Origin of the sequence: Mesorhizobium sp. M0244, from assembly GCF_040321795.1 — a bacterium.
Taxonomy (GTDB): domain Bacteria; phylum Pseudomonadota; class Alphaproteobacteria; order Rhizobiales; family Rhizobiaceae; genus Mesorhizobium.
In genome coordinates this window covers 24,010-44,914 of record NZ_JAMYSE010000041.1, presented here as the reverse complement: position 1 = coordinate 44,914, position 20,905 = coordinate 24,010, and the positions used below count along the sequence as shown (strand labels likewise).

At 62.0% G+C, this 20,905-nt stretch carries 22 protein-coding genes; 12 read left to right on the top strand and 10 right to left on the bottom strand.

Annotated features, from left to right (window positions below; all coding sequences use genetic code 11):
* Positions 1–2: 2 nt before the first annotated feature.
* On the top strand, positions 3–1,301 hold the full coding sequence (locus NKJ08_RS22470) for a BtaA family protein (RefSeq protein WP_352524254.1): 1,299 nt from the start codon (positions 3–5) through the stop codon (positions 1,299–1,301).
* Positions 1,298–1,963 carry a class I SAM-dependent methyltransferase gene (locus NKJ08_RS22465; RefSeq protein WP_352524253.1) on the top strand — a complete coding sequence of 222 codons (666 nt, stop codon included), beginning with the start codon at positions 1,298–1,300 and terminating at the stop codon, positions 1,961–1,963. The genes NKJ08_RS22470 and NKJ08_RS22465 overlap by 4 nt, the downstream gene beginning before the upstream one ends.
* A gap of 43 nt (positions 1,964–2,006) precedes the next feature.
* Here the strand turns inward: NKJ08_RS22465 and NKJ08_RS22460 are convergent, their stop codons facing one another.
* A complete protein-coding gene (locus NKJ08_RS22460; protein WP_352783368.1) occupies positions 2,007–3,380 on the bottom strand; it encodes a serine hydrolase domain-containing protein in 1,374 nt (457 codons plus the stop codon).
* Between the two features lie 321 nt (positions 3,381–3,701).
* Between NKJ08_RS22460 and NKJ08_RS22455 the strand changes: the two genes are divergently transcribed.
* From NKJ08_RS22455 to NKJ08_RS22445, 3 genes are all read left to right on the top strand, one after another.
* Positions 3,702–4,499 (top strand): glycoside hydrolase family 25 protein, encoded by a 798-nt coding sequence (locus NKJ08_RS22455; RefSeq protein WP_352524251.1) that lies wholly within the window; start codon positions 3,702–3,704, stop codon positions 4,497–4,499.
* A gap of 80 nt (positions 4,500–4,579) precedes the next feature.
* The gene (locus tag NKJ08_RS22450) at positions 4,580–5,752 is read left to right on the top strand and encodes a lytic murein transglycosylase (RefSeq protein ID WP_352524250.1); all 1,173 of its coding nucleotides are present in this window, start codon (positions 4,580–4,582) and stop codon (positions 5,750–5,752) included.
* A gap of 54 nt (positions 5,753–5,806) precedes the next feature.
* Positions 5,807–6,190 (top strand): hypothetical protein, encoded by a 384-nt coding sequence (locus NKJ08_RS22445; RefSeq protein WP_352783365.1) that lies wholly within the window; start codon positions 5,807–5,809, stop codon positions 6,188–6,190.
* Between the two features lie 12 nt (positions 6,191–6,202).
* On the opposite strand, the gene NKJ08_RS22440 is transcribed toward NKJ08_RS22445, so the two are convergent.
* Positions 6,203–7,096: a LysR family transcriptional regulator gene (locus tag NKJ08_RS22440; protein ID WP_352776560.1), complete on the bottom strand. Its 894-nt coding sequence runs from the start codon at positions 7,094–7,096 to the stop codon at positions 6,203–6,205.
* A 123-nt stretch (positions 7,097–7,219) separates the two neighbouring features.
* Here NKJ08_RS22440 and NKJ08_RS22435 point away from each other — a divergent pair, with 123 nt between their 5' ends.
* Positions 7,220–7,951: an SDR family oxidoreductase gene (locus NKJ08_RS22435; protein ID WP_352524247.1), complete on the top strand. Its 732-nt coding sequence runs from the start codon at positions 7,220–7,222 to the stop codon at positions 7,949–7,951.
* A 139-nt stretch (positions 7,952–8,090) separates the two neighbouring features.
* On the opposite strand, the gene NKJ08_RS22430 is transcribed toward NKJ08_RS22435, so the two are convergent.
* Positions 8,091–9,311 carry an alanine racemase gene (locus NKJ08_RS22430; RefSeq protein WP_352524246.1) on the bottom strand — a complete coding sequence of 407 codons (1,221 nt, stop codon included), beginning with the start codon at positions 9,309–9,311 and terminating at the stop codon, positions 8,091–8,093.
* A 224-nt stretch (positions 9,312–9,535) separates the two neighbouring features.
* On the opposite strand from NKJ08_RS22430, the gene NKJ08_RS22425 reads away from it, so the two are divergent.
* The gene (locus NKJ08_RS22425) at positions 9,536–10,456 is read left to right on the top strand and encodes a DMT family transporter (protein WP_352524244.1); all 921 of its coding nucleotides are present in this window, start codon (positions 9,536–9,538) and stop codon (positions 10,454–10,456) included.
* Positions 10,457–10,909: 453 nt separating this feature from the next.
* On the opposite strand, the gene metF is transcribed toward NKJ08_RS22425, so the two are convergent.
* Both metF and NKJ08_RS22415 read right to left on the bottom strand, forming a co-directional pair.
* Positions 10,910–11,827, bottom strand: coding sequence for a methylenetetrahydrofolate reductase [NAD(P)H] (gene metF, locus NKJ08_RS22420; RefSeq protein WP_352783361.1), 918 nt, complete (start codon positions 11,825–11,827; stop codon positions 10,910–10,912).
* The gene (locus tag NKJ08_RS22415) at positions 11,827–12,849 is read right to left on the bottom strand and encodes an ArsR/SmtB family transcription factor (protein WP_352783358.1); all 1,023 of its coding nucleotides are present in this window, start codon (positions 12,847–12,849) and stop codon (positions 11,827–11,829) included. Before NKJ08_RS22415 ends, metF begins: the two co-directional genes overlap by 1 nt.
* Positions 12,850–12,991: 142 nt before the next feature.
* Here NKJ08_RS22415 and tsaA point away from each other — a divergent pair, with 142 nt between their 5' ends.
* The 3 genes from tsaA (at position 12,992) to NKJ08_RS22400 (ending at position 14,889) form a co-directional block, all read left to right on the top strand.
* The gene (gene tsaA, locus NKJ08_RS22410) at positions 12,992–13,510 is read left to right on the top strand and encodes a tRNA (N6-threonylcarbamoyladenosine(37)-N6)-methyltransferase TrmO (protein ID WP_352524238.1); all 519 of its coding nucleotides are present in this window, start codon (positions 12,992–12,994) and stop codon (positions 13,508–13,510) included.
* On the top strand, positions 13,510–13,821 hold the full coding sequence (locus NKJ08_RS22405) for a DUF2293 domain-containing protein (protein ID WP_352524237.1): 312 nt from the start codon (positions 13,510–13,512) through the stop codon (positions 13,819–13,821). Before tsaA ends, NKJ08_RS22405 begins: the two co-directional genes overlap by 1 nt.
* Before the next feature lie 108 nt (positions 13,822–13,929).
* Complete coding sequence (locus tag NKJ08_RS22400) at positions 13,930–14,889, top strand: aminotransferase class IV (protein ID WP_352524236.1); 960 nt, start codon at positions 13,930–13,932, stop codon at positions 14,887–14,889.
* A gap of 478 nt (positions 14,890–15,367) precedes the next feature.
* On the opposite strand, the gene NKJ08_RS22395 is transcribed toward NKJ08_RS22400, so the two are convergent.
* The gene (locus NKJ08_RS22395) at positions 15,368–15,985 is read right to left on the bottom strand and encodes an MOSC domain-containing protein (RefSeq protein ID WP_352783354.1); all 618 of its coding nucleotides are present in this window, start codon (positions 15,983–15,985) and stop codon (positions 15,368–15,370) included.
* A gap of 212 nt (positions 15,986–16,197) precedes the next feature.
* Between NKJ08_RS22395 and NKJ08_RS22390 the strand changes: the two genes are divergently transcribed.
* Positions 16,198–16,764 carry a methyltransferase family protein gene (locus tag NKJ08_RS22390; RefSeq protein ID WP_352783352.1) on the top strand — a complete coding sequence of 189 codons (567 nt, stop codon included), beginning with the start codon at positions 16,198–16,200 and terminating at the stop codon, positions 16,762–16,764.
* Positions 16,765–16,822: 58 nt separating this feature from the next.
* Here NKJ08_RS22390 and NKJ08_RS22385 read toward each other — a convergent pair whose 3' ends face one another.
* The 3 genes from NKJ08_RS22385 to tam all read right to left on the bottom strand — a co-directional run bounded on the left by NKJ08_RS22385 (position 16,823) and on the right by tam (position 19,294).
* On the bottom strand, positions 16,823–17,893 hold the full coding sequence (locus tag NKJ08_RS22385) for a beta-ketoacyl-ACP synthase III (RefSeq protein WP_502900653.1): 1,071 nt from the start codon (positions 17,891–17,893) through the stop codon (positions 16,823–16,825).
* A gap of 84 nt (positions 17,894–17,977) precedes the next feature.
* Entirely contained in the window at positions 17,978–18,406 is a 429-nt protein-coding gene (locus NKJ08_RS22380) for a hypothetical protein (protein ID WP_352524231.1), read from the bottom strand.
* Between the two features lie 111 nt (positions 18,407–18,517).
* Entirely contained in the window at positions 18,518–19,294 is a 777-nt protein-coding gene (gene tam, locus NKJ08_RS22375; RefSeq protein WP_352524230.1) for a trans-aconitate 2-methyltransferase, read from the bottom strand.
* A gap of 147 nt (positions 19,295–19,441) precedes the next feature.
* Here tam and NKJ08_RS22370 point away from each other — a divergent pair, with 147 nt between their 5' ends.
* Positions 19,442–20,086, top strand: a complete 645-nt coding sequence (locus tag NKJ08_RS22370; RefSeq protein WP_352524229.1) for an MT-A70 family methyltransferase — start codon at positions 19,442–19,444, stop codon at positions 20,084–20,086.
* Between the two features lie 3 nt (positions 20,087–20,089).
* On the opposite strand, the gene NKJ08_RS22365 is transcribed toward NKJ08_RS22370, so the two are convergent.
* Positions 20,090–20,902, bottom strand: coding sequence for a BglII/BstYI family type II restriction endonuclease (locus NKJ08_RS22365; RefSeq protein ID WP_352524228.1), 813 nt, complete (start codon positions 20,900–20,902; stop codon positions 20,090–20,092).
* Positions 20,903–20,905 lie beyond the last annotated feature (3 nt).

Here is a 20,905-nt window from a genome sequence, read left to right as displayed (position 1 = left end):
TCATGACCCTGCGCTACCCGCTTGCGGCAAAGCAAACGGGGATTCGCCTTGCCATGACGGACATTTCTGGGGAATTGGTTTTTCGCCGCGGCAAGGAAGTTGGCAAAGCCGTCTACCAGAACCGCCCGCTGTCGAAGGCCGGCCTTTCCGAACGGCTCTTTGCCTTTCTGTTCTCCGGGCTCGTCTATCCGCAGATATGGGAAGACCCCGAGGTCGACATGGATGCGATGCAGCTCGGCAAGGGCCACCGCATCGTCACCATCGCGTCGGGCGGCTGCAACATTCTTGCCTATCTCACCCGCTCGCCGGGAAGGATCGACGCCGTCGACCTCAACGCTGCCCATATCGCGCTGAACCGCATGAAGCTCGAAGCGGTGCGTCACCTGCCGTCGCAGGGCGACCTGTTCCGTTTCTTCGGAGCGACTGAGACCCGGCACAATTCGCAAGCCTACGACCGCTTCATCGCACCGCATCTCGACCCGGTCAGCCGTCATTATTGGGAGCGCCGCAACTGGCGCGGCCGTCGCCGCATCGCTGTCTTCGACCGCAACTTCTACCAGACCGGCCTGCTCGGCCTGTTCATCGCCATGGGCCACCGCACCGCCAAGTTCTTCGGCGTTGATCCGGCCGGCATCATGAATGCCAAAACCATCGCCGATCAGCGCCGCTTCTTCGAGGAGGAATTGGCGCCGGTCTTCGAAAAGCCGCTGCTGAAATGGGCGACCTCGCGAAAAGCCTCGCTGTTCGGCCTCGGCATTCCGCCTGCCCAGTACGATTCGCTGATCACCTCGGGTGACGGCACCATGGCCAGCGTTCTAAAAGCCCGGCTGGAAAAGCTCGCCTGCGATTTTCCGCTGAAGAGCAACTACTTCGCTTGGCAGGCCTTCGCCCGCCGCTATCCCAATCCGGGCGAGGCCGCCCTGCCCGCCTATCTCGAAAAGCGCAACTACAAGACGATCCGCAACAATGTCGACCGCGTCGCCGTCCACCACGCCAATCTGGTCGAGTTCCTTGCCGGCAAGGATGCCGGTTCGGTGGACCGCTTCGTGCTGCTCGACGCACAGGACTGGATGACTGACGACCAGCTTAACGGGTTGTGGGCCGAGATCACCCGAACCGCCTCCACTGGTGCCCGCGTCATCTTCCGCACCGCCGCTGAACCCAGCCTGCTGCCCGGCCGCGTCTCGAATTCGCTGCTCGACCAGTGGCGCTACGAGAACGACGCCTCGCGCGAGTTTTCGGCCCGCGACCGCTCGGCCATCTATGGCGGCTTCCATCTCTATGTGAAGCAGGGCGCATGAGCACGACCGAGGTGCCGGCCAGCCATGCCGAGCTGATGGACGGCGTCTACCGCTGGCAGCGTCATATCTACGACCTGACCCGCAAATACTACTTGCTCGGCCGCGACCGGCTTATCGCCGGGCTGGATGTGCCGGCCGGCGGCACGGTGCTCGAGCTTGGCTGCGGCACCGGTCGCAACATCATCCTCGCCGCCCGCCGCTATCCCGGCGCGCGCTTCTTCGGCTTGGATATTTCGGCCGAGATGCTGGAGACGGCCGCTTTCGCCCTTGCCCGCGAAGGCCTCTCCGGCCGCGTCATGCTGGCGCGCGGCGACGCCACTGATTTCGACGCCAAAGCGCTGTTCGGCGTCGAGAATTTCGACCGGATATTCGTGTCCTATTCGTTGTCGATGATCCCCGGTTGGGAGAAGACGGTGTCTGCAGCAGTTGCAGCCCTGTCACCTGGCGGCTCGCTGCACGTCGTCGATTTCGGCCAGCAGGAAACCCTGCCCGGCTGGTTCCGCGCGCTGCTGCGCGGCTGGTTGAGGAAATTCCATGTCGAGCCGCGTGAATCGCTGCGTGCGGTTCTGGATTCGGAATCTGCAAGAACCCGTGCAAGCCTCCGTTTCCAAACGCTTTATCGCGGCTATGCGTGGCTCGCTGTGGTCGGCCCCCGCAAATAGCGTGGGACCTGTTTGAGATGCGGCACCCTCGGTGCAGCGCCCCTCAGTGCAGCACCTTGACCAGCGCCGCTACCATCGCCTGCGGCCGGTAGCCGAGCCTGGCCGGCGTCAGGCCGAGCCGCACCACGACCAGTTGCTCCGAGGGGACGATGGCGACCGTTTGCCCGTCATGCCCCTCCATCCAGTATGTGTCCTTGGGCAGGCCCGCGGCAACGCCGGCGCCGGGGCTTTCCTCATCGCCTGGCCCCTCGATCCATAGTTGCCCCTTGCCGTAGACTTTCGAGGCAGGTGCTGCTTCGCGCATCCAGTCGACAAAGCCGGCAGGCAGAATATCCTTGCCGTTCCAGACGCCGCCCTGCAGCAGAAACTGGCCGAAGCGCGCCCAGTCGCGTGCCGTGGCGTAGAGATAGGACGAGCCGACGAAGGTGCCGTGCTCGTCGGCCTCCATGACTGCGCTGCGCATGCCGAGCGGATCGAACAGCGCGGTCCGCGGCCAGGCCAATGCCTTGTCTCCGATCGCGTCCTGCCACAGTCTGGACAGCATCACCGCCGTGCCGCTCGAATAGGAAAACACCTTGCCGACCTCGCCGGTCAGCGGCTTGGATCCGGCAAAGCCCGCCATGTCCGGTTCGAGATAGAGCATCCGCGTTACATCGGCGACGTCGCCATAGTCCTCGTTGAATTCCAGCCCGCTCGACATCGCCATCATGTCGGCGAGGCTGATCACGGCGCGGCCATCTGCTTGCCAGGGTCCGAACAGGCCCTGGTTGGTCATCGCCAATTTGCCGTCCTTCACCAGCGTGCCGACGATCGCCGCATTCACCGTCTTGGTCATCGACCAGCCCAATAGCGGCGACTTTTCGGAAAAGCCGTCGCCATAGCGCTCTGCGACGATGCGGCCGTTCTTGACCACCACCACCGCACGCATGCCGGCGCCGGTCAACGCCGGATCGTCGCGGATTGCCGTGACCTCGGGATCCTGCGAGGCATCGACCTTGTCGCCCTCCGGCCAGATCGCATCGGGCAGCGGCGCCGGCGTCGGTGCAGCTCCCACGATGCCCTTGGCGGCGGCAATATCGCCGTCGGGAACCGAGGCGCAGCCGAGCCCGTCGCGGACGACCGCGACACTCTTGCCGAGCACGCCGAACAGGCCCGCCGAAACCGTTCCCTTCTCCTTGTCCACCGACACTCTCATCAGCTTCAGCAGCGGATGACCCGGCGCCTGCACATCGACGGCGAGCACGTCGTTGGCGTCTCGTCCTGCGATGAAGACGTTCGAACAGACGATCTTGGCCGAATAGCCGGAACCGACGCGGATCAGTTCCGGCGGCGCGAAATACAGCCAGCCCGCGAGTGTCGCGGCGGCCAGCACAGCCAGGCCCAGCAGCCATTTGACGAACTTCAGAAGGATCTGCATTTTCGAACTCCCCCTGAGCGCTCGATCTATGTCATCGATTTGCCGCCATTGTTTCGGCAAAATCGCGGCTCTTGTCGAGCGTCGTCAACCGAATATCAACCATGATCGGCGATCACGAGAGAGAACCGGGCGATCCTGTGGGGTGACCGTCCGGCGGGGCTTGAATGCATGCGTCCCAAACTGCACAGCGGTTTTGGGAATGCATGAAACGAAGATCCAGGTGCGTGGCGTAAGTCGGTTTCAAACGCGCCGCACCCGGTCGAGGGGCCACCCGCAGAAAGACCCATCAGCGGCCGGCTGAAACCGGCTCAGGAAGTAGCGATGCGCCGTTTCGCGGTCCTCATCACGCTGACGCTGCTTGGCGCCTGCTCGACGGTCGAGGATCTGACACCATCGCTGTCGTCGTCCAGCGCCCCTACGGTTGCGGTACGCGCCCCCCGTTTCGCCGACTCCGACCCGCATGAATGGGACAGCGGCACACCGTGGAACTATGCCGTCCACGGCACGGACGTCTCCAAATACCAGACCTCGATCGACTGGCCGGCGGCCAGGGCCAGCGGCATCTCTTTCGCCTTCATCAAGGCAACCGAAGGCGGAGACCGGTTCGATGAAGCTTTCAACGAGCATTGGAGCCGCACGAAAGCCTCGGGGATTCCCCGCGCCGCCTATCATTTCTTCTATTTTTGTACGCCCGCCGCGACCCAGGCGCGCTGGTTCATCCAGAACGTCCCCAAAGACGGCTCGGCGATGCCGCCGGTCCTCGACATGGAATGGAACCCGAAATCGCCGACCTGCAAGCTGCGGCCCGATGCCGCCACGGTGCGCAGCGAGATGAGCACATTCCTCGAAATCGTTGAAAAACACTATGGCAAGAAGCCGATCATCTACACGTCGGTCGACTTCTTCGAAGATAATGGTTTGTCGGGTTTCCGCGGCTACCCCTACTGGCTGCGCTCCGTCGCCGGGCACCCGCGCCAGAGATACGGCAGCCATCCCTTCACCTTCTGGCAGTATACCGGAACGGGTGTCGTGCCGGGCATGGCCGGAAACGCCGACATCAACATCTTCAACGGCACCGAAGCCGCCTGGAAGAAGTGGTTGCGGCAGAACACCCGTTGACACCGGGCCTGCCGCCTGCTTTTCGACATGGCCAATGACGAATGCCTGCAACCGCCGGTAATCTTCTCGGAAGGATGGCGATGCGATTGCGCTTTGGAACTCTCGCGGCGCTGCTCCTGACCGCCTCGCCCGCCACGGCACAGCAATGTGGCGGCGATTTCGAGGCATGGAAGCAGGGCGTGGCGGCGGAGGCCCGGGCGGCCGGCGTCGGCACTGCCGGCCTCGATGCGCTGGAAAGCGCCACCCTCGATGAAAAGGCGTTGGCACGCGACCGCGCCCAGGGTGTCTTCACCCAGACCTTCATCGAATTCTCGAACCGCATGATCTCGTCCCATCGGCTGAAGCAAGGTGCGGCCAATCTGCAAAAATATGCCGAGATCTTTGCCCGCGCCGATCGCGAATTCGGCGTGCAGGCGCCGGTCATTGCCGCCTTCTGGGCTCTGGAAACCGATTTTGGCGCCGTGCAAGGCGATTTTCATACACTGAACGCGCTGGTGACGCTCTCGCATGACTGCCGCCGCCCCCAGCTGTTCCGGCCGCAGATCCTCCCGCTGCTGACCTTGATCGATCGCGGCGTCGTGCCGGCCGATGTGACCGGTGCCTGGGCCGGCGAGATTGGCCAGACGCAGATGTTGCCTTCCGACTATCTCGGTCACGGCGTCGACGGCGACGGCGACGGTCTGGTCGACCTGCGCGGCAGCGCGCCTGATGTGATCATGAGCACGGCCAGCAAGATCCAGTCGCGCGGCTGGAAGCGCGATCAGCCCTGGATCGAGGAAGTCCGTGTGCCCGACGACTTGCCGTGGGAGCAGACGGGGCGCACCAACAAGCTGCCGTTGACGCAATGGACCCAGTGGGGCGTTACTAGGCCAGACGGCACGCCGCTTCTCGACAACGGCCTGAAGGCCGGCCTGGCGCTGCCCATGGGTCGCAAGGGGCCAGCCTTCCTGACCTACGACAATTTCGACGTGTATCTCGAATGGAACCAGTCCTTCACCTATGCCCTGACCGCGGCAAATCTTGCCGCCCGGCTGGGGGGGGCGCCGCGATTCGATCCGCGCAACCCCGAACCCGGCCTCGACGGCGACCAGATGAAGGCGCTACAGACCAAGCTCGAAGCGAAAGGCTATGATGTCGGTACCGTCGACGGCATCCTGGGCACCAACACCCGCGAAGCCATCCGCAAGGAGCAGATGCGTCTGGGACTGCCGGTCGACGGCTGGCCGACTCCGGAGCTGCTGGCGAAGCTGTAAAATTGCAAGTATGACTTCTGCAGCTTGTTGGCAGCAAGCATGTGGAAGTCAGGTATGAGCCTCTACGACCTAAAGAATACCTACACGCCCAGCCTTACCTCGCCGCGACCGTTGGGTGGCATAGAGGCTTTCTACGTCTCACTCACCAAAGACGCCTTCGACCAACAACCGATGGTCGATCTCATTCGCCACATCCGGTCTGCTTATGCGGCGAACAGATTCTACGCATTTACGTCGATGCATACGCTAGTTGTCAGCGTCAACAATCCGATCGAATTCAATCGGGACAACCTGCGAATTGACTATCAAGCTTCCCGCGACACTTGGGAATTCAACTATTTATCAAACCCTTTCAAACCGGCTGAATTCGTCAGGCGTTACCCTGCCCCGCTTGGAATCGAGAAATTCGACGGTTTCGTAAAGATGATCGGGTGGTAGATCCGCATCACATCACCGCCTGGCAAGCAGGAAATCGATAAAGGCTCGCAGCGGGGCCGGAACCTGCCGGGAACTCGCGTGGTATAGATAAAAACCCGGAAATCTCGGCGACCAGGCTTCGAGAAAGCGAATTAGCTTTCCCGCTTCGATCCACGGCCGGACCTGGTATTCCAGCATGTACGCCACGCCGACCCCATCCAGAACCGCCCCGATCATCAGTTCCGTATCATTGACCGTCAGGCCGCCGCTGACAGCCACTTCCAAGGCACGTTGGCCCCGGGCGAACTCCCAGCGGTAGAGATTGCCGCCGCTCGGCCACTGGAAATTGATGCACTGGTGCTGATGCAGGTCCGCGGGGTGACGGGGTATCGGGTGATGCTCCAGATAGCTCGGCGCGGCCACTGCGGCCATCTCGAGCTCCTCGCTGAGCTTCACCGCTACCATGTCCTTGTGCAGCCGCTCGCCCAATCTGATTCCGGCATCGAAGCGGCCCTCGACGATGTCGGTGAGCATGTCTTCAACGATGATCGTGAGGGCGATGTCGGGATAGGCGCGGCGGAAATCGCCGAGGATCGGCGCGATGAAACGCGTGGCGGCGATGCGCGGAACATTGATGCGCAGCGAGCCTGCCGGCCGACCGCGGGATGCATGAGCGTCCGCAACAGCCCCTTCCAGTTCGCTGAACGCCGGTGCGATGCGGGCAAATAGCTTCTCGCCCTCAGCAGTCGGCGACATGCTGCGCGTGGTGCGGTTGAGCAAGCGGACACCGAGACGCTCTTCCAGCCCGCGTATCGTCTGGCTGAGCGCCGGAGGCGAAATCCTGAGCTTGGCCGCGGCGCGGACAAAGCTGCCCTCTTCGACGATTGTTGCAAATGCCCTGAGTTCGGAAAACTCGGTTCCTCGCATTATGTATCCCAGACTTAACAAGTCAGTTAGATAATAGGCTATTCTCTGAGCAATAGCATGTCCTTAGCTTTCCCTGGAACGCCGCTCGATCGAGGCGGCCGCAGCCAGACGGAAGGAACAGCCATGCATCGTCCACTTGAGGGCAAAACCGCACTTGTGACCGGCAGTTCGCGCGGCATCGGACGCGCCATCGCGGAGGGGCTCGCGGCCAAGGGTGCGGCCGTGGTCGTCAACTATGTCGGCAACGAGAAAGCCGCCTGGGAAGTGGTTGCCTCCATTGAAGGGAATGGCGGAAAAGCCGTCGCCGTCCAGGCGGATGTCTCCAGCATCCCCGACATTCGCAGGCTGTTCGATGAAAGCGAAAGGCAGGTGGGGGCGATCGACATCGTCGTCGCCAATGTCGGCGTCGCCGTCATAAAGCCGCTCGTCGAGGCCACCGAGGCGGACTTCGATCATGTCTTCGGCGCCAATGCCAAGGGCACCTTCTTCACGCTTCAGGAAGCGGCGCGCCGCGTTCGTGACGGTGGCCGCATCATCGCTGTCTCCACCGGCGGAACCAGAATGTTTTTCACGCAGACGGCGCTTTATCTCGGCAGCAAGGGAGCCGTCGAGCAGTTCGTTCGCGTCCTCTCGCGCGAACTTGGCCCGCGCGCCGTTACCGTCAATGCGCTTTCACCAGGCTTCACCGACACCGACCTACTGCCCGAGCGGGACCGCGCGATCGCCGCCGGCATGTCGCCCTTCGGCAGGATCGGAGCACCGCGCGACGTAGCCGATGTCGCGGTTTTCCTCGCCTCCGACGAGGCGCGCTGGCTGACCGGCGAGAATATCCAGGCTGGCGGTGGAGTAGCCTGACTGAATCGTGAATGGTGAATGGTGAATGGTGAATGGTGAATGGTGAATGGTGACAATTCACCGAAGCCGGACGGAACGCAAGAACTACTTCTATTCACTATTCACTATTCACTATTCACTATTCACTATTCACCATTAACTAATCGGCCATCGTCTCGAGGCTGGCAAACCCCTGCGGCGCATCGCCTTCGTCGAACGGCGTCGCCACCTCGACGAAGGTGTCGGGATAGAACCCGTTGAACCGTGTCCTGAGCGACAGCGAATAGGCGCCGATATGGCCGATCTCGATCCAGTCGCCGGTATCGACGGTTTCCGGCAGCCAGAACGGCCGCGACAATATGTCGACGGAATCGCAAGTCGCGCCGCAGACCTTGAACGGCACGATGGTCTTCTCCACACCATTGCGCGAGCGGATCGCCGGATCGGGGATGAAGCGTGCCGGCAGCGTGATCTTGCCGGTCCATGAATCCGACAGCGACGCCCAGATGCCGTCATTGATGTAGAGCCTTTTGCCCTTGCGCAGCAGCACGCGCACGATCAGCGACAGGCAGCGCGCCACGATCACCCGGCCGGGCTCGGCCACCAGCGGCATCTGGTCGAACTGGTATTCCCTAAGGTCGCCCGATAGCCGCGACATGATCTGACCGAGCGACGGCATTTCCGGCTTGCGGCTGTTCGGATCATGGCCGTATTCGGCCGGAAAGCCGCCGCCGACATCCAGCCCGGCAATGTCGAAGCCGACGCGGTTGCGCACCCAGTCGGCGGAGGCCAGCGCCCGCTCATAGGTGTCGGGATCCTCGATCTGGCTGCCGACATGGAAGCACAGCCCGACCTTGTAGCCCGTCCGGTTCAGCCGCTCGGCCAGTTCGACCGCATTGGCCGGTCCGGCGCCGAACTTCTTCGACAGCTCGTATGCCGCCGATCCCTTCGTCTGGATGCGCACGAACACGGTGATGGCGCCCGGATCGATGTCGAGCGCCCGCACCACCCTGGTCAGCTTGGTGATCTCGTCCTCATGGTCGAGCGAAATGACGCGGATGGCGTATTTTTCCAGCGCCAGCCTGATGTCCGACTGCGCCTTCACTGGGTGCATGTAGAGCATCTCGGCGTCCGGCGAGACGGCACGCACGGCGGCGAATTCGCCGGGCGATGCCACATCGAAGGCAGTGACCCCGGCCTCGACCAGGGCGTTGAGCACGATGTGCTCGCCATTTGTCTTGACCGCATAAGCGGTCTTGCCGGGAAACATGCCCATGAACTGTTTGGCGTCCGCCTTCAGCACCTGTGGCCGGAAGCAGTAGACCGGATCGTCCGGGCGAAGTGCCAGCGCTGCCTCGCGGGCATTTTCGAATCGCTGCATGGACGAATCCCTTGACTGAGGCTGCGCACAATTAATCCAAGCTAGCGGCTAATGAAAACAATTCTATGTCTCGCAGCCCTGGCTTCGCGGCGCTACGCCGGTTCTGTACGCCGGTTATGAGAGAGCTAGGCCATCGCTCAGGTTTCGGGTGGCCCTTGCCGCCGGACCGGGTATGCGTGAACAGATGCCTGAAGAGCAAGGCATCTCGTCTGGGAGGACGACCAATGGCGATAGCTGCCACCACCGCCACGGCACGCGGGCCGATGGTGCTCAAAGACTGGGCGCAGCTTCTGCTGCTCGGCGCCATCTGGGGCGGTTCGTTCTTCTTTGCCCGCATTGCGGTATCGGAACTTCCTCCGCTGGTGCTGGTGCTGTTTCGCGTCACCATCGCGGCGATCGCGTTGCAGCTCTATCTTGCGGTTCGCGGCCCGTCCTTTCGCCTCGCCTTCCCACATGTCGGACTGTTCTTCCTGCTGGCGCTCGCCAACAATGTCATCCCTTTCTCGCTGATCTTTGCCGGCCAGACCGAGCTTGGCGCCGGTGTCGCCTCGGTGCTTAATTCGACCACGCCGTTCTGGACGCTGATCCTCGCCAATGCGCTGACCAGTGACGAGAAACTGTCGTGGAACAAGCTTGCCGGCATCGCGCTCGGCATAGCCGGCACTGCGGTGATGATCGGTCCCGGGCTGATTGCCGGGCTCGGCGGTCCGGTCTGGGCGAAATTCGCGCTGATCGGCGCCTCGCTCTCCTATGCGGTTGCCCTGATGATTGCCCGCCGCTTCAAGGGTGTGCCGTCGCCGGTCATCGCCGCCGGACAATTGACCTGCTCGACCATCATCATGATCCCGGTCGTTCTGTTCACCTATGACGCTGCCAATCTGTTTTCGGCTTCGCCGCCGGTATGGGCGGCGGTGCTGGCGCTGGCGCTGCTGTCGACCGCCTTCGCCTATATCCTGTATTTCAACCTCGTCGCCTCGGCCGGCGCCACCAACGCCTCGCTGGTCACGCTCATCGTGCCGGCCAGTGCCATCCTGCTCGGCTTCCTGTTCCTGGGCGAGCGGCTCGAACTGTTCGAACTCGGCGGCATGGCGCTGATCGCGTTCGGCCTCGTCACCATTGATGGGCGCCTGTTCGGCCGACGCTAGAACGCCGCGCCTGATTGCGTCGCCCCGAAAAGCGATTCCAATTCGGGGCTGGGTAGCGCTGCCATGCCACGGCTTCGCCACAAATTATTCACAGGTCCAAGGCCGGCTTTTGACCAAGAGTTTCAATACCTAACGGCAAACAGCAGGTCGAAAATTCCACAATTTCGTCGCATTGCAGCAAAGTTTCTGCTTGCCTGTGGCACAAATGACCCTAGACTCTCGCCATAGCTCTTAAGAGGAGGCTATGACATGGGACTGACGAGGCCAATCAACGCTTTGATGATTTGTGCTGCGTTTGCATTCATCGGCGCCCTCATTATGGGCGTCCTTCCATAAGGCCGCTGAGCGGCGGAAGACCAGCACCGAATATTACAAACCATTGAAAAGGCCGGGCATTTTGCCCGGCCTTTTGCATTTCCCCAACCTTTTGCATTTCACAGGACTCGCCTGCCCCTAGGCCGCGGCAGATCCCGCTGCCTCGACTTCGTGCGATCTGATGCCGATCATGTGGCAGATGGCAAAGACCAGATCGGCCCGGTTCATCGTATAGAAGTGGAAATCGCCAACGCCACGCTCGACAAGGTCGAGCACCTGCTCGGCGGCCACGGCCGACGCCACCAGCGCATGCGTTTGCGGGTCGTTCTGCAGCCCATCGAAGCGCTCGGCCAACCATGCCGGCACCAAAGCGCCGCAACGCGCCGAGAAGTTGGCGACCTGGGTGAAGTTGTGCACCGGCAATATGCCCGGCACGATCGGTATATAGATACCGGCCCGCCGTGCCCGTTCGACATAGCGCTCATAGAGATCGTTGTCGAAGAAGAACTGGGTGATCGCCCGCGTCGCGCCATTGTCGGCCTTGCGCTTCAGCATGTCGAAGTCGGTTGCGAAATCCGGGCTTTCCGGATGCTTTTCCGGGTAGGCCGAGACCGATATGTCGAAATCGCCGGCGCCCTTCAGCGCATCAACCAGCTCGGCGCCATTGGCATAGCCGTCCGGATGCGGCCGGTAGGCCGCGCCGACGCCCTCGGCCGGATCGCCGCGCAGCGCGACGAAACGCTTGACGCCCATATCGGCGAATTCCCGGATCACCGCGTCGACCTCGTGACGCGCCGCGTCGACACAAGTCATATGCGCCGCCGGCGTCAGTGTCGTTTCGTTGAGGATGCGCTTGACGGTGCGGGCCGTGCGCTCGCGGGTCGAACCACCGGCACCATAAGTGACCGAAACGAATTTCGGCTTGAGCGGCTCCAGCCGGGTGACTGTGTCCCACAGCCTTGCCTCCATCTCGTCGTTCTTCGGCGGAAAGAACTCGAATGAAACCCTGACCTTGTCGCCAATGTCGGAGCGGCGGGAGAAGCGGAACTGGTTCATCAGGCGGTTTCCCCTATCGGATACGCAGTGGCCGGTTGTCTGTCGTTGGAAGGCTCGGCGATCAGCATGCGTCGATCGCGGCCGAGCCAGAGTTTTACGGTGAGCTTGGCCTCGTTGCCGCCGCGCGGCTCGAATTCCTGGCTGTCCTCGAGGTCGAGGCCGGCTTCGGAAAACCAGTCGGCAATTTGCCGGTCGGAAAAGCCGAGACGCATATGCGCGTGCTCGTCGCGTAAAAACTCCAGCGTGTGCGGCGCGAAATCGACGATCACCAGCCGGCCGGCCGGGCGCAACAGCCGCGCCGCCTCGCGAATGGCGCGAGCTGGATCGTCGAGATAATGCAGCACTTGGTGGATGGTGACGAGATCGAAGGCGTCGCGCTCGACCGGCGGCGCGAAAATATCGCCCTGCCGCACCTGCGCATTCGAAACGCCGGCCTTGTCGAGATTGGCGCGCGCCACCGTCAGCATTTCGCGCGACATGTCGATGCCGACACCGCGCCGATAGAGCGGCGAAAAGATCTCGAGCAGCCGTCCGGTGCCGGTGCCGAGATCGAGCATCGACTGGAACGGTCGCTTGCCGACGAGCTTGACGAGTGCTGCTTCACCGGCGCGGTCCGGCACATGCAGCGACCGGATATGGTCCCAGCTTGCGGCGTTTACCGAGAAATATTCGGCAGCCCGGTCCTGCCGCTTGCGCTTGACCGCGGCCAGCCGTTCGAGATCACGCTCGACCTGCGGATCGGCGCCGCGGATGCCGGAGACCAGCCTGAGTACGAAATCGCGCGACGCGTCGGAATCCGAAAGCCGGAAGAAGGCCCACGACCCCTCCTGATAGCGGCCGATCAGCCCGGCCTCCAGCAGCAATTTCAAATGCCGCGAGACGCGCGGCTGCGACTGGCCGAGGATTTCGGTGAGATCGGAAACGGTAAGATCGCCGCGCGACAGCAGCGCCAATATGCGCAGCCGGCTGGATTCGGCCGCCGCCTTCAATGTATCTACCATCGTGTCGAGAGCGACATGCATGCGAGCATTCTCTTTGAAAAGATATAAACATATGTTTATGTCGATTTTGATAGCCTTGCAAGCGCTATGTCGCTTCCGGACAAGAAAATGACGCATGCGTGGCGGATCGCGCAAAGCCGGAAGCATGATCGGGGCGAGAACCATGTTCGAAACGCGTAGCGGCGAAAAGCTTCTGAAGACCGACCCGGCAACGATGCCGCCGGATGGCCATGTCGTCTTCATCGGCCGCATCGCCTCGCCGTGGACGACGCGGGAAACTTGCCCCAAGAACATGAAAGCCGCGCGGGAGACGGGACGGCCGGCGGCTCTCACGATCGACCCGCTTTATCGTGATGGCCTGCTTGGCTTGGAACGCGCCAGCCACGTGATCATCCTGTCCTGGCTGCACCATGCACCGCGGCAACTGATTGTGCAGAAACCCCGCCATGCCACGGAGCCGAAAGGCGTTTTTTCGCTGCGCTCCCCTGCCCGGCCGAACCCGATCGGACTGCATGTCGCAAAGCTCGTCGCCCTCGACATCGACACCGGCCGCATCGATCTCGACGCCATCGACGTGCTCGACGGCACGCCGGTCATTGACCTCAAGCCTTATTTCGCCTCGACCGATGCCTTTGCCGAGGCAACCATGGCCGGGCGGGACGAGCCAGGACGGGTCGAGTGATGAGCGCGCCGACCGGCCGCCGCCGCGCCATCGCCAAGGCGCTGACAGCGCTTCTGCCGCTGGCGCCCTATGCCGACATGGAAAAGATCCGTGCCGATGCCGGCGCCGTGCATATGAAGACGCTGCCGCCGACGATTGCCGTGTGGCTGGCGACCATCGCCCATATCCGCCATATGCACACCGACTACGAAAAGCTGCTGGCCGAAGGCTATGACCGCGATTCCGCGCGCTTCTTCGTCATCGAACAGACCAACAATGTGCTGACCCGCTGGCGCGCCACCCGTCTGCTCGATGATGAGGACGAGGAGTGACAGGCTAGCAATGGCCTATCCGGCAAGTCCGGCCTGTGTCTTGTCCGGCCGGCCGTGCTGTTCTACCCGGATGCAGCGGCCACCGCGCGAGGGCATGAAGGAGGCGAGATGGACAACGCTGGGGATCCGCTGACCAAACCGCTGCCTTTGCTCTCGGTACAGCATGTCGACCCGCACTCCTATCCGGACGGCGTCGCCTTTCTGGACGACCAGTATCTGCCAATGTCGCAGGCCAGGATCCCGGTGCTTGATTGGGGGTTCCTGCACTCGGATGCCACTTACGATACGGTGCATGTCTGGAACGGTCGCTTCTTCCGTCTCGACCTGCATCTCGACCGCTTCTTCGGCGGGCTGGAAAAGCTGCGCATGACGATTACGTTCGACCACGAAGGCGTGGCCGAAATCCTTCAAAACTGCGTGGCGCTGTCTGGCCATCGGGCTGCCTATGTCGAGATGCTCTGTACGCGCGGCACCTCTCCGACCTTCAGCCGCGACCCGCGCCAGGCGGTCAACCGCTTCATGGCCTTCGCCGTTCCCTTCGGCTCGGTCGCCAATGCCGAGCAATTGCAGCGCGGCCTCAATGTCGCGATCAGCGATAAGGCGCGCATCCCGCCGACCTCGGTCGATCCGGCAATCAAGAACTATCATTGGCTCGACCTGGTGCGCGGTCTTTACGACGCCTATGACCGCGGCGCCGAGACCGCGCTGATCCTCGATCTCAACGGCAATGTCGCCGAAGGCCCGGGCTTCAACGTCTTTTGCGTGAAGGACGGAAAACTGTCGACACCAGCGGTCGGCGTGCTGCCGGGCATCACGCGGCGCACCGTCTTCGATCTCTGCGCCGAGGCCGGGCTTGCCGCCGCAGCAACCGACGTCTGCATCGCCGCGCTTAAGGCGGCCGACGAAGTCTTCATCACCTCAACCGCTGGCGGCATCATGCCGGTGACAACGATCGACGGCGCTCCGGTCGCCAACGGCAAGGTCGGTGCGATCACCAGCCGACTGACGGCGCTTTATTGGCAAAAGCACGAAGAACCGGCATGGTCGACCCCGGTGCGCTACCCCTGACCCTCGCTGGCCTGGCGCGGCGCTGTCCCGCCAACGTCAACGTCGGCAACATCGAAACGTTCAAAGCCTGAAACAAAAACCCGCCTCAATGGGCGGGGCAGCGGGGCGAATCAGCACCATAGCAAGATTAGTAGCATAGCTGCCGGCACAAAGCAAGAACAAAGTTGCTATACATCAGGAAAATCGCTTCAGGTTGGCGTCGCGGCCTCATTCCAGCTTGGGTTCCTCGCCCCACGAAAGTGGCTCGGCGAAGCCGAGACGGAGAGGGGGAACCGCGCTCTACGAAAAGCCTCGCCGGCCGCGGTGCCTGTCCTCGGGCTTGCCGAAGGCAAGACCCGTGGGCGGCCACCTCTCCCCCGCTTCGCGGTGGGCGAGGAACCAAGGTCTTGAAAGGTCGCGGGACAGTGCCCCTCTGCCCTGCCGGACAGAGGGGGCGCGAAGGAACGCGGCTTCGGCTGGCAATGCCGCCTTGCCTGGACTAGGCCCGATAGATCCACTGCTCCGGCATGCGCACCGAAATCTCCTCGCCGGCCGTGATCGTGCCGGGCTTCTCGACCCAGGCGACGAGCCCGCGCAGCCGCTTCGCCGCTTTTGGGAACAGCAGCGCGCCGGCGTCATGGTCGGCCATCCCGGCATGTTCGGCGACCGACCGCCCAGCGATGCGGCAAGGTCCGTTCTGCGCGTCGACCTTGACGGTCGCGCCACCTTTGAAGAACAGCAGCGTCCCGGACGGCAGCATGGAGAGGTGCGGCAGGCCTTCGATCACGAGATTGGCGCCGATCCATTCCGGCTTGATCTCGGCGATGCCCATCCGCTCGGCGACGATGGCCAGTTCGCCCGCCGCCACGATCGACAATTGCCGCTCGTTGCGCATCTCGGTGCCGCGCGGATACCAGGGCTCGCGCCCACCGGAGCGCCGCGTCGTGCCGGCGTGGAAATCGCCATCGATGCTATCGAAGCCGAGTTGCAACGCATCCACGACTCGTGTCTCGAAAAGATCGAACGGCGCGACGTAAAGCGCGGCCACCTTGGCGGCGAGTTTTCGCGCCGGGACAATCTCGACCGGATTCTCGGCTGCGGGAAACATATCCAGCATTGGTTTCATTCCTTGCGACGGGGCGCAGTTAGCCGAAGTCGATTTACAGCGTCCAGTCGAAAGCGTTGATGCTCCAATCAAGGCGGCTGATACGGTTCGGCGCCGACAACCCCCTTCCAGGCTGGACCAGCTCCATTCCGCGCCCGTGCCGCATTGCTGCCGCGCTGTATCGATTGGATAACAGGGTCAGACGAAGGCCTGCGGAGGTTATCATGCATCCCGCATCGGCGATCGTGCAGCTTTGGCTGCTCTGGGTCGTCACATGGGCCGCGGCCGCCTTCTGGGCCGAGCGGGCCGAAAAACGCGCCGGTTTCGACGCGGAACTTCCCTACCGGGCGGTGCTGGTGCTCGGCACGATCCTGCTCTTCATCCCGGCGCACGGCTATGCCGGCCCGCTGAGACTTTGGATGCCAAACCTTGCCGACGCGTGGATATGCTTCGCGCTGATCGCTGCCGGTCTGGCATTCGCCTGGTGGGCGCGGCTGCACCTCGGCCGCCTGTGGTCGGGCACGGTCACCGCCAAGGCTGAGCACCGCGTCGTCGACACCGGTCCCTACCGGCTGGTCCGCCACCCGATCTACACCGGGCTGCTTCTGGCGATCCTCGCCACCACGGCGGCGAAGGGCACGGTCTGGGGCGTTGCCGGGGCCATCCTCCTCATCGTCGGCATCGTCATGAAAGCAAGGCTGGAGGAGCGCTTTCTCCGCGGCGAACTGGGTAGCGCTTACGACGACTATGCCAGGCGCGTTCCCATGCTGGTGCCGTTCGCGCCGAGCTAATGCATGTCGCCCAAAAGTGTGCAGCGTTTTGGGACAACGACATGCATAAAACAAAAATCTAAAGCATGCGCAACAGCGCGCCGCCGATCGAATAGCCGGCGCCGAAGGCGCAGAGCAGGCCATAGTCGCCGGCCTTCATGTCGGCATGGTTCTCCGACAGGGCGATGATGGCGCCGGCGGCGGCGGTGTTGCCGAGGCGCTCCAGCACCATCGGCGCGCGGTCATGGTCGACCTCATGGCCGAAGGACAGTTTCAGGATCATGGCGTTCATCCGCGCATTCGCCTGATGCAGCCAGAAGCGCCGGATCGCTTGCGGCGTCAGCCCGTGCTCGGCCAGGAATTCGACGATGAATTTGTGGCCGGCGACGGTAACTTCCTTGAACACCTTGTTACCGATCTGCTTGATCAGATTGCCTTCCAGATCGATCATGTACGGATCGTCCTGGGTTGCGCGGGTATAGTAACCGAGATTGGTGCGGATGCTGTTGGACATCTGCGTCCAGGTGCGCGTATCCAGCACCTCGAAGCGCCCCGGCCGCTTCTCGCCCTGGGCGAGCCCTTCGACGATCATCGACACGGAAGCGTCGCCGAAGATGAAATGCGTCTGCCGGTCGCGAAAATTGAGATGGCCGGTGATGATCTCCGGCGTCGACACCAGCACGCGTTTGTGCGCCCCTGCCCGCACCAGATTGACGGCGATGTGCAATGCGGCCGCCGCCGACGAGCAGCCAAGCCCCATGTCGAAGCCGGCGCCCTTCGTCCCCAACGCCTGCTGCATTTCGATGGCGATCGCCGGATAGGGCCGCTGATGGTGCGAAGCCGAGCAGATCACCAGGTCGATATCCTCAGGCTTCAGCCCGGCATGATCGAGCGCCTTCCTGGCCGAGGCGATACCGAACTCGGCCTCCAGCGACAGCGCATCGTCGGGCCGCGCCGGGAAGCGCGGCGCCATGCGGGTCGGGTCGAGGATGCCTTCCCGTTCGATGACATGGCGGGTCTGGACGCCCGAGGCATGGACGATGAAGGCACTGTCCGATTTCTGCAGCAGCGTCTCGCCCGAGGCCTCGCGGCGGACATTCTCTGTGTCCACCCAGGTGTTGAAGCTGGCGACGAGCTCCTCATTGGTGATCGAAGCTTCGGGGATTTCAACGCCGATGCCGCTGATGATGACGCGATGCATTTCCAGTTCGTCCCATGCGCAGACGTTGCGGCCTCATGTCGACGCCGCAAAAAGCTCGGCGCAACCTCTTTTGCACCTAGCCAGTTTATGCCGGCTTAAATCAAGCCCCTGGAACGGGTCTTTACCAGGCGCAGAGCTTGGTATTGGTCTGCGGATTGTTCCAGCAGGCGCCGTCATCGTTGCTGCGCGCACGAATTGCCCGGGCAGCGAGACATTGCGCCGGCCGAGATTGACGTAGCCGTAAGCAAAACCGGGCCCGTCGACCTCCAGGACATAAGTCGGATAGCCTGGCGCAGAGATGCGAAAGCTGCCGTCACCGTCCAGCGCCCGGTAGTTGCAGGAGAAATAGCCGTCGTCGCTGGTAAAGCAGCGCGCCCGCTTCGCCTCCGCCGACATCGACAAGGCGAGCACGGCGGCCGCGCAAACGCTGCCGCCGAAAACCATCTTTTTCAGTGTCATCATCCACCCCATGGCCGCTGACGGGCCGTTGCCCTTGCGCCGCTGAAATGCGCATGGAGGTGAAATCGGGTCAAGCGGCCGCTGCGCACTACCCTTTGCCGTGGCTAAAAGTTCCTAAGCAGCGCGCCGTGCCACGATGAAGAGACGGGGGAAGCGCAGCAACACCTTGCCGTTCGACATCGCTGGATAGGCTTCTTCTATTCTGGCCGTATAGCGCTTCAGGAAAAGCTGCCGCTCGTCTTCGTCGAGCGGATCGAGGAACGGCTTCAACCCTGTCGACTTCACCCACTCGACGATCGCCTCGGCATCCGCCATCGGATGGTTGTAGATCGTGTGCCAGATATCGAGCCGGTCCGAGAAAGGCGACAGCAGGTCGTAATAGAACGCGACAGGCGGCAGCGGCGCGCGGGCCGCGTCGCTGAGCTTTTCGGTGAACGGCATCTCGGCCGCAGTCTCCCGCATCAGCCGGTGCGACGGCTCGGCCATATTATCCGGCATCTGCACGGCAAGCGCGCCGCCGGGCGCCAAAAATCCCATCAGTCGCTGGAAAATCGCCGGATGCTCCGGCAGCCACTGAAACACCGCATTGGCGAAGATCACGTCGACGGGTTCCGTCGGCTGCCACGCCGCCGCATCCGCCAGCGCAAAGGTGACGCCGGGCAGACGCGCCTTGGCCTTCTCGATCATATCAGGCGAGGTATCGAAGCCGCTGATCTGCGCCTTTGGCCAGCGCTCGACCAGCAATTCGGTCGAATTGCCCGGCCCGCAGCCAATGTCGACCACCCGACGTGGCTCCCGCATCGGCACCTGCGCAACGAGATCGCGCGCGGGGCGGGTGCGCTCGTCCTCGAACTTCAGGTAGAGGGCGGCGGACCAGTCGGGTCTAGACATGCTGTTCTCGCGAAGATTGTCTTCTGTGTCGGTTCAATAGGCATCTGTCGACAGACACACAATGTGCCAGACATGTCGGTGCGAATCGTGCAGTCTTGACACGGGCAGAAAGTTCTGTCTTTGTTCTTATTTTCTTAGGGGGCCATTGTGAACGCCGAAGCGATGAATGCAGCCATCGACTTGGCGAAGAAAACAGGTGGCAAGCGCTTTCACACGGTGCTCGCCGATCCTCCTTGGCGCTTCACAAATCGTACCGGCAAAGTTGCGCCCGAACATCGCCGTCTGTCACGCTATGAAACGCTGACGACCGATGACATCTGCGCGCTGCCGATATCAGAACTGACTTTGCAACCGGCACATCTCTACCTCTGGGTTCCGAATGCGCTGCTGCCGGATGCTCTGCGAGTCATGCGAGCCTGGGGATTCGAATACAAGTCGAACATCGTCTGGCACAAAGTGCGAAAGGACGGCGGCTCTGATGGCCGCGGCGTCGGCTTCTATTTTCGCAACGTGACCGAGCTGCTTCTGTTCGGCGTGCGCGGAAAAAATGCTCGTACGGAATCTCCCGGCCGCAGCCAGGTCAACTACATGTCATCGCGAAAGCGGGAACATTCCCGCAAACCCGATGAGCAATATGAACTGATCGAAAGCTGCTCCAAAGGTCCGTATCTGGAGCTTTTTGCACGTGGCACCAGACCCCGATGGACGTATTGGGGCAATCAGGCAGATGAGGACTATAAGCCTACTTGGAAAACATATGCCTACAATTCGGCAGTAGAGCCTGCCGAATAGCGATTATTCGTCGCCTCCTACTGCATCAATTATTGGCTGGAGACCCGAAGGATCCTCACCAAAGCTGACGATTGAATCTGGCAGCCCAATTGTAACCAGAGGGCATGGGTTGCCAACACCGCGAGAGATTCGATCGTCTAATTTTCGCCAATGGGTGGTAGCTTCACCGAACTTGTCTGCTGCAAATTTGCTCGAGAATGCTTCTCTGAAGGTAACCGGATCTTTCGAGCGCTCGATACGTTTCATGATCGCAGCGCGCTGACGTGTTGTGGGATCGTATCCCCAGCGCAACAAGTCATCGAACGATTGAATTTGCCGCTCGTCGAAAAATCGCTGCACAAGACTGAGCACATTGTCGTGAAGCGATTTTCCTCGCGTGACAATAATTCCGACTGAAATAGCTCCCTCGGCATGAAGACGTTTGAAATTCTCAAGGTCGCGATCAAAGAATGGGTCTTTGTTATTCCATTCGATTTCTAGTGCGACCACCGCATCGGAATCATTCCGCTGCCGAAGATGCCGTACATGATCCATTTTGTGGGAAATCGCTTCTCTCGCGATTCCATTAATTACTTTTTCGATCGTGAAAGTTGTCGTCAACCAATCCGCAGCAACCAACCCTCGCCGTAAGCGCTGCGTGTTCTTTGTTTCACCACCACCGCCAGCGATTATTTCTTCGATCGGAATTGATGCAGCTAGAAGAACAGCCTCCAGCTCCGATACCGCGTCTGGGAAGTCGACAGAGAGAATCGCTTCAGCGTGCGAATGAAACTCGACCTGAAAGCCTTTTGCCGAAAGACGATCGAAGAGTGCCATGCC

Coding starts and splice junctions, on each gene's coding strand:
- NKJ08_RS22400 (WP_352524236.1), top strand. CDS start 13,930: ATGGACAACGCTGGGGATCCGCTGACCAAACCGCTGCCTTTGCTCTCG.
- NKJ08_RS22435 (WP_352524247.1), top strand. CDS start 7,220: ATGCATCGTCCACTTGAGGGCAAAACCGCACTTGTGACCGGCAGTTCG.
- NKJ08_RS22395 (WP_352783354.1), bottom strand. CDS start 15,985: ATGCTGGATATGTTTCCCGCAGCCGAGAATCCGGTCGAGATTGTCCCG.
- NKJ08_RS22450 (WP_352524250.1), top strand. CDS start 4,580: ATGCGATTGCGCTTTGGAACTCTCGCGGCGCTGCTCCTGACCGCCTCG.
- NKJ08_RS22415 (WP_352783358.1), bottom strand. CDS start 12,849: ATGCATGTCGCTCTCGACACGATGGTAGATACATTGAAGGCGGCGGCC.
- NKJ08_RS22380 (WP_352524231.1), bottom strand. CDS start 18,406: ATGATGACACTGAAAAAGATGGTTTTCGGCGGCAGCGTTTGCGCGGCC.
- NKJ08_RS22460 (WP_352783368.1), bottom strand. CDS start 3,380: ATGCAGATCCTTCTGAAGTTCGTCAAATGGCTGCTGGGCCTGGCTGTG.
- tam (WP_352524230.1), bottom strand. CDS start 19,294: ATGTCTAGACCCGACTGGTCCGCCGCCCTCTACCTGAAGTTCGAGGAC.
- NKJ08_RS22470 (WP_352524254.1), top strand. CDS start 3: ATGACCCTGCGCTACCCGCTTGCGGCAAAGCAAACGGGGATTCGCCTT.
- tsaA (WP_352524238.1), top strand. CDS start 12,992: ATGTTCGAAACGCGTAGCGGCGAAAAGCTTCTGAAGACCGACCCGGCA.
- NKJ08_RS22445 (WP_352783365.1), top strand. CDS start 5,807: ATGAGCCTCTACGACCTAAAGAATACCTACACGCCCAGCCTTACCTCG.
- NKJ08_RS22430 (WP_352524246.1), bottom strand. CDS start 9,311: ATGCAGCGATTCGAAAATGCCCGCGAGGCAGCGCTGGCACTTCGCCCG.
- NKJ08_RS22390 (WP_352783352.1), top strand. CDS start 16,198: ATGCATCCCGCATCGGCGATCGTGCAGCTTTGGCTGCTCTGGGTCGTC.
- NKJ08_RS22365 (WP_352524228.1), bottom strand. CDS start 20,902: ATGGCACTCTTCGATCGTCTTTCGGCAAAAGGCTTTCAGGTCGAGTTT.
- NKJ08_RS22440 (WP_352776560.1), bottom strand. CDS start 7,096: ATGCGAGGAACCGAGTTTTCCGAACTCAGGGCATTTGCAACAATCGTC.
- metF (WP_352783361.1), bottom strand. CDS start 11,827: ATGAACCAGTTCCGCTTCTCCCGCCGCTCCGACATTGGCGACAAGGTC.
- NKJ08_RS22405 (WP_352524237.1), top strand. CDS start 13,510: ATGAGCGCGCCGACCGGCCGCCGCCGCGCCATCGCCAAGGCGCTGACA.
- NKJ08_RS22465 (WP_352524253.1), top strand. CDS start 1,298: ATGAGCACGACCGAGGTGCCGGCCAGCCATGCCGAGCTGATGGACGGC.
- NKJ08_RS22455 (WP_352524251.1), top strand. CDS start 3,702: ATGCGCCGTTTCGCGGTCCTCATCACGCTGACGCTGCTTGGCGCCTGC.
- NKJ08_RS22425 (WP_352524244.1), top strand. CDS start 9,536: ATGGCGATAGCTGCCACCACCGCCACGGCACGCGGGCCGATGGTGCTC.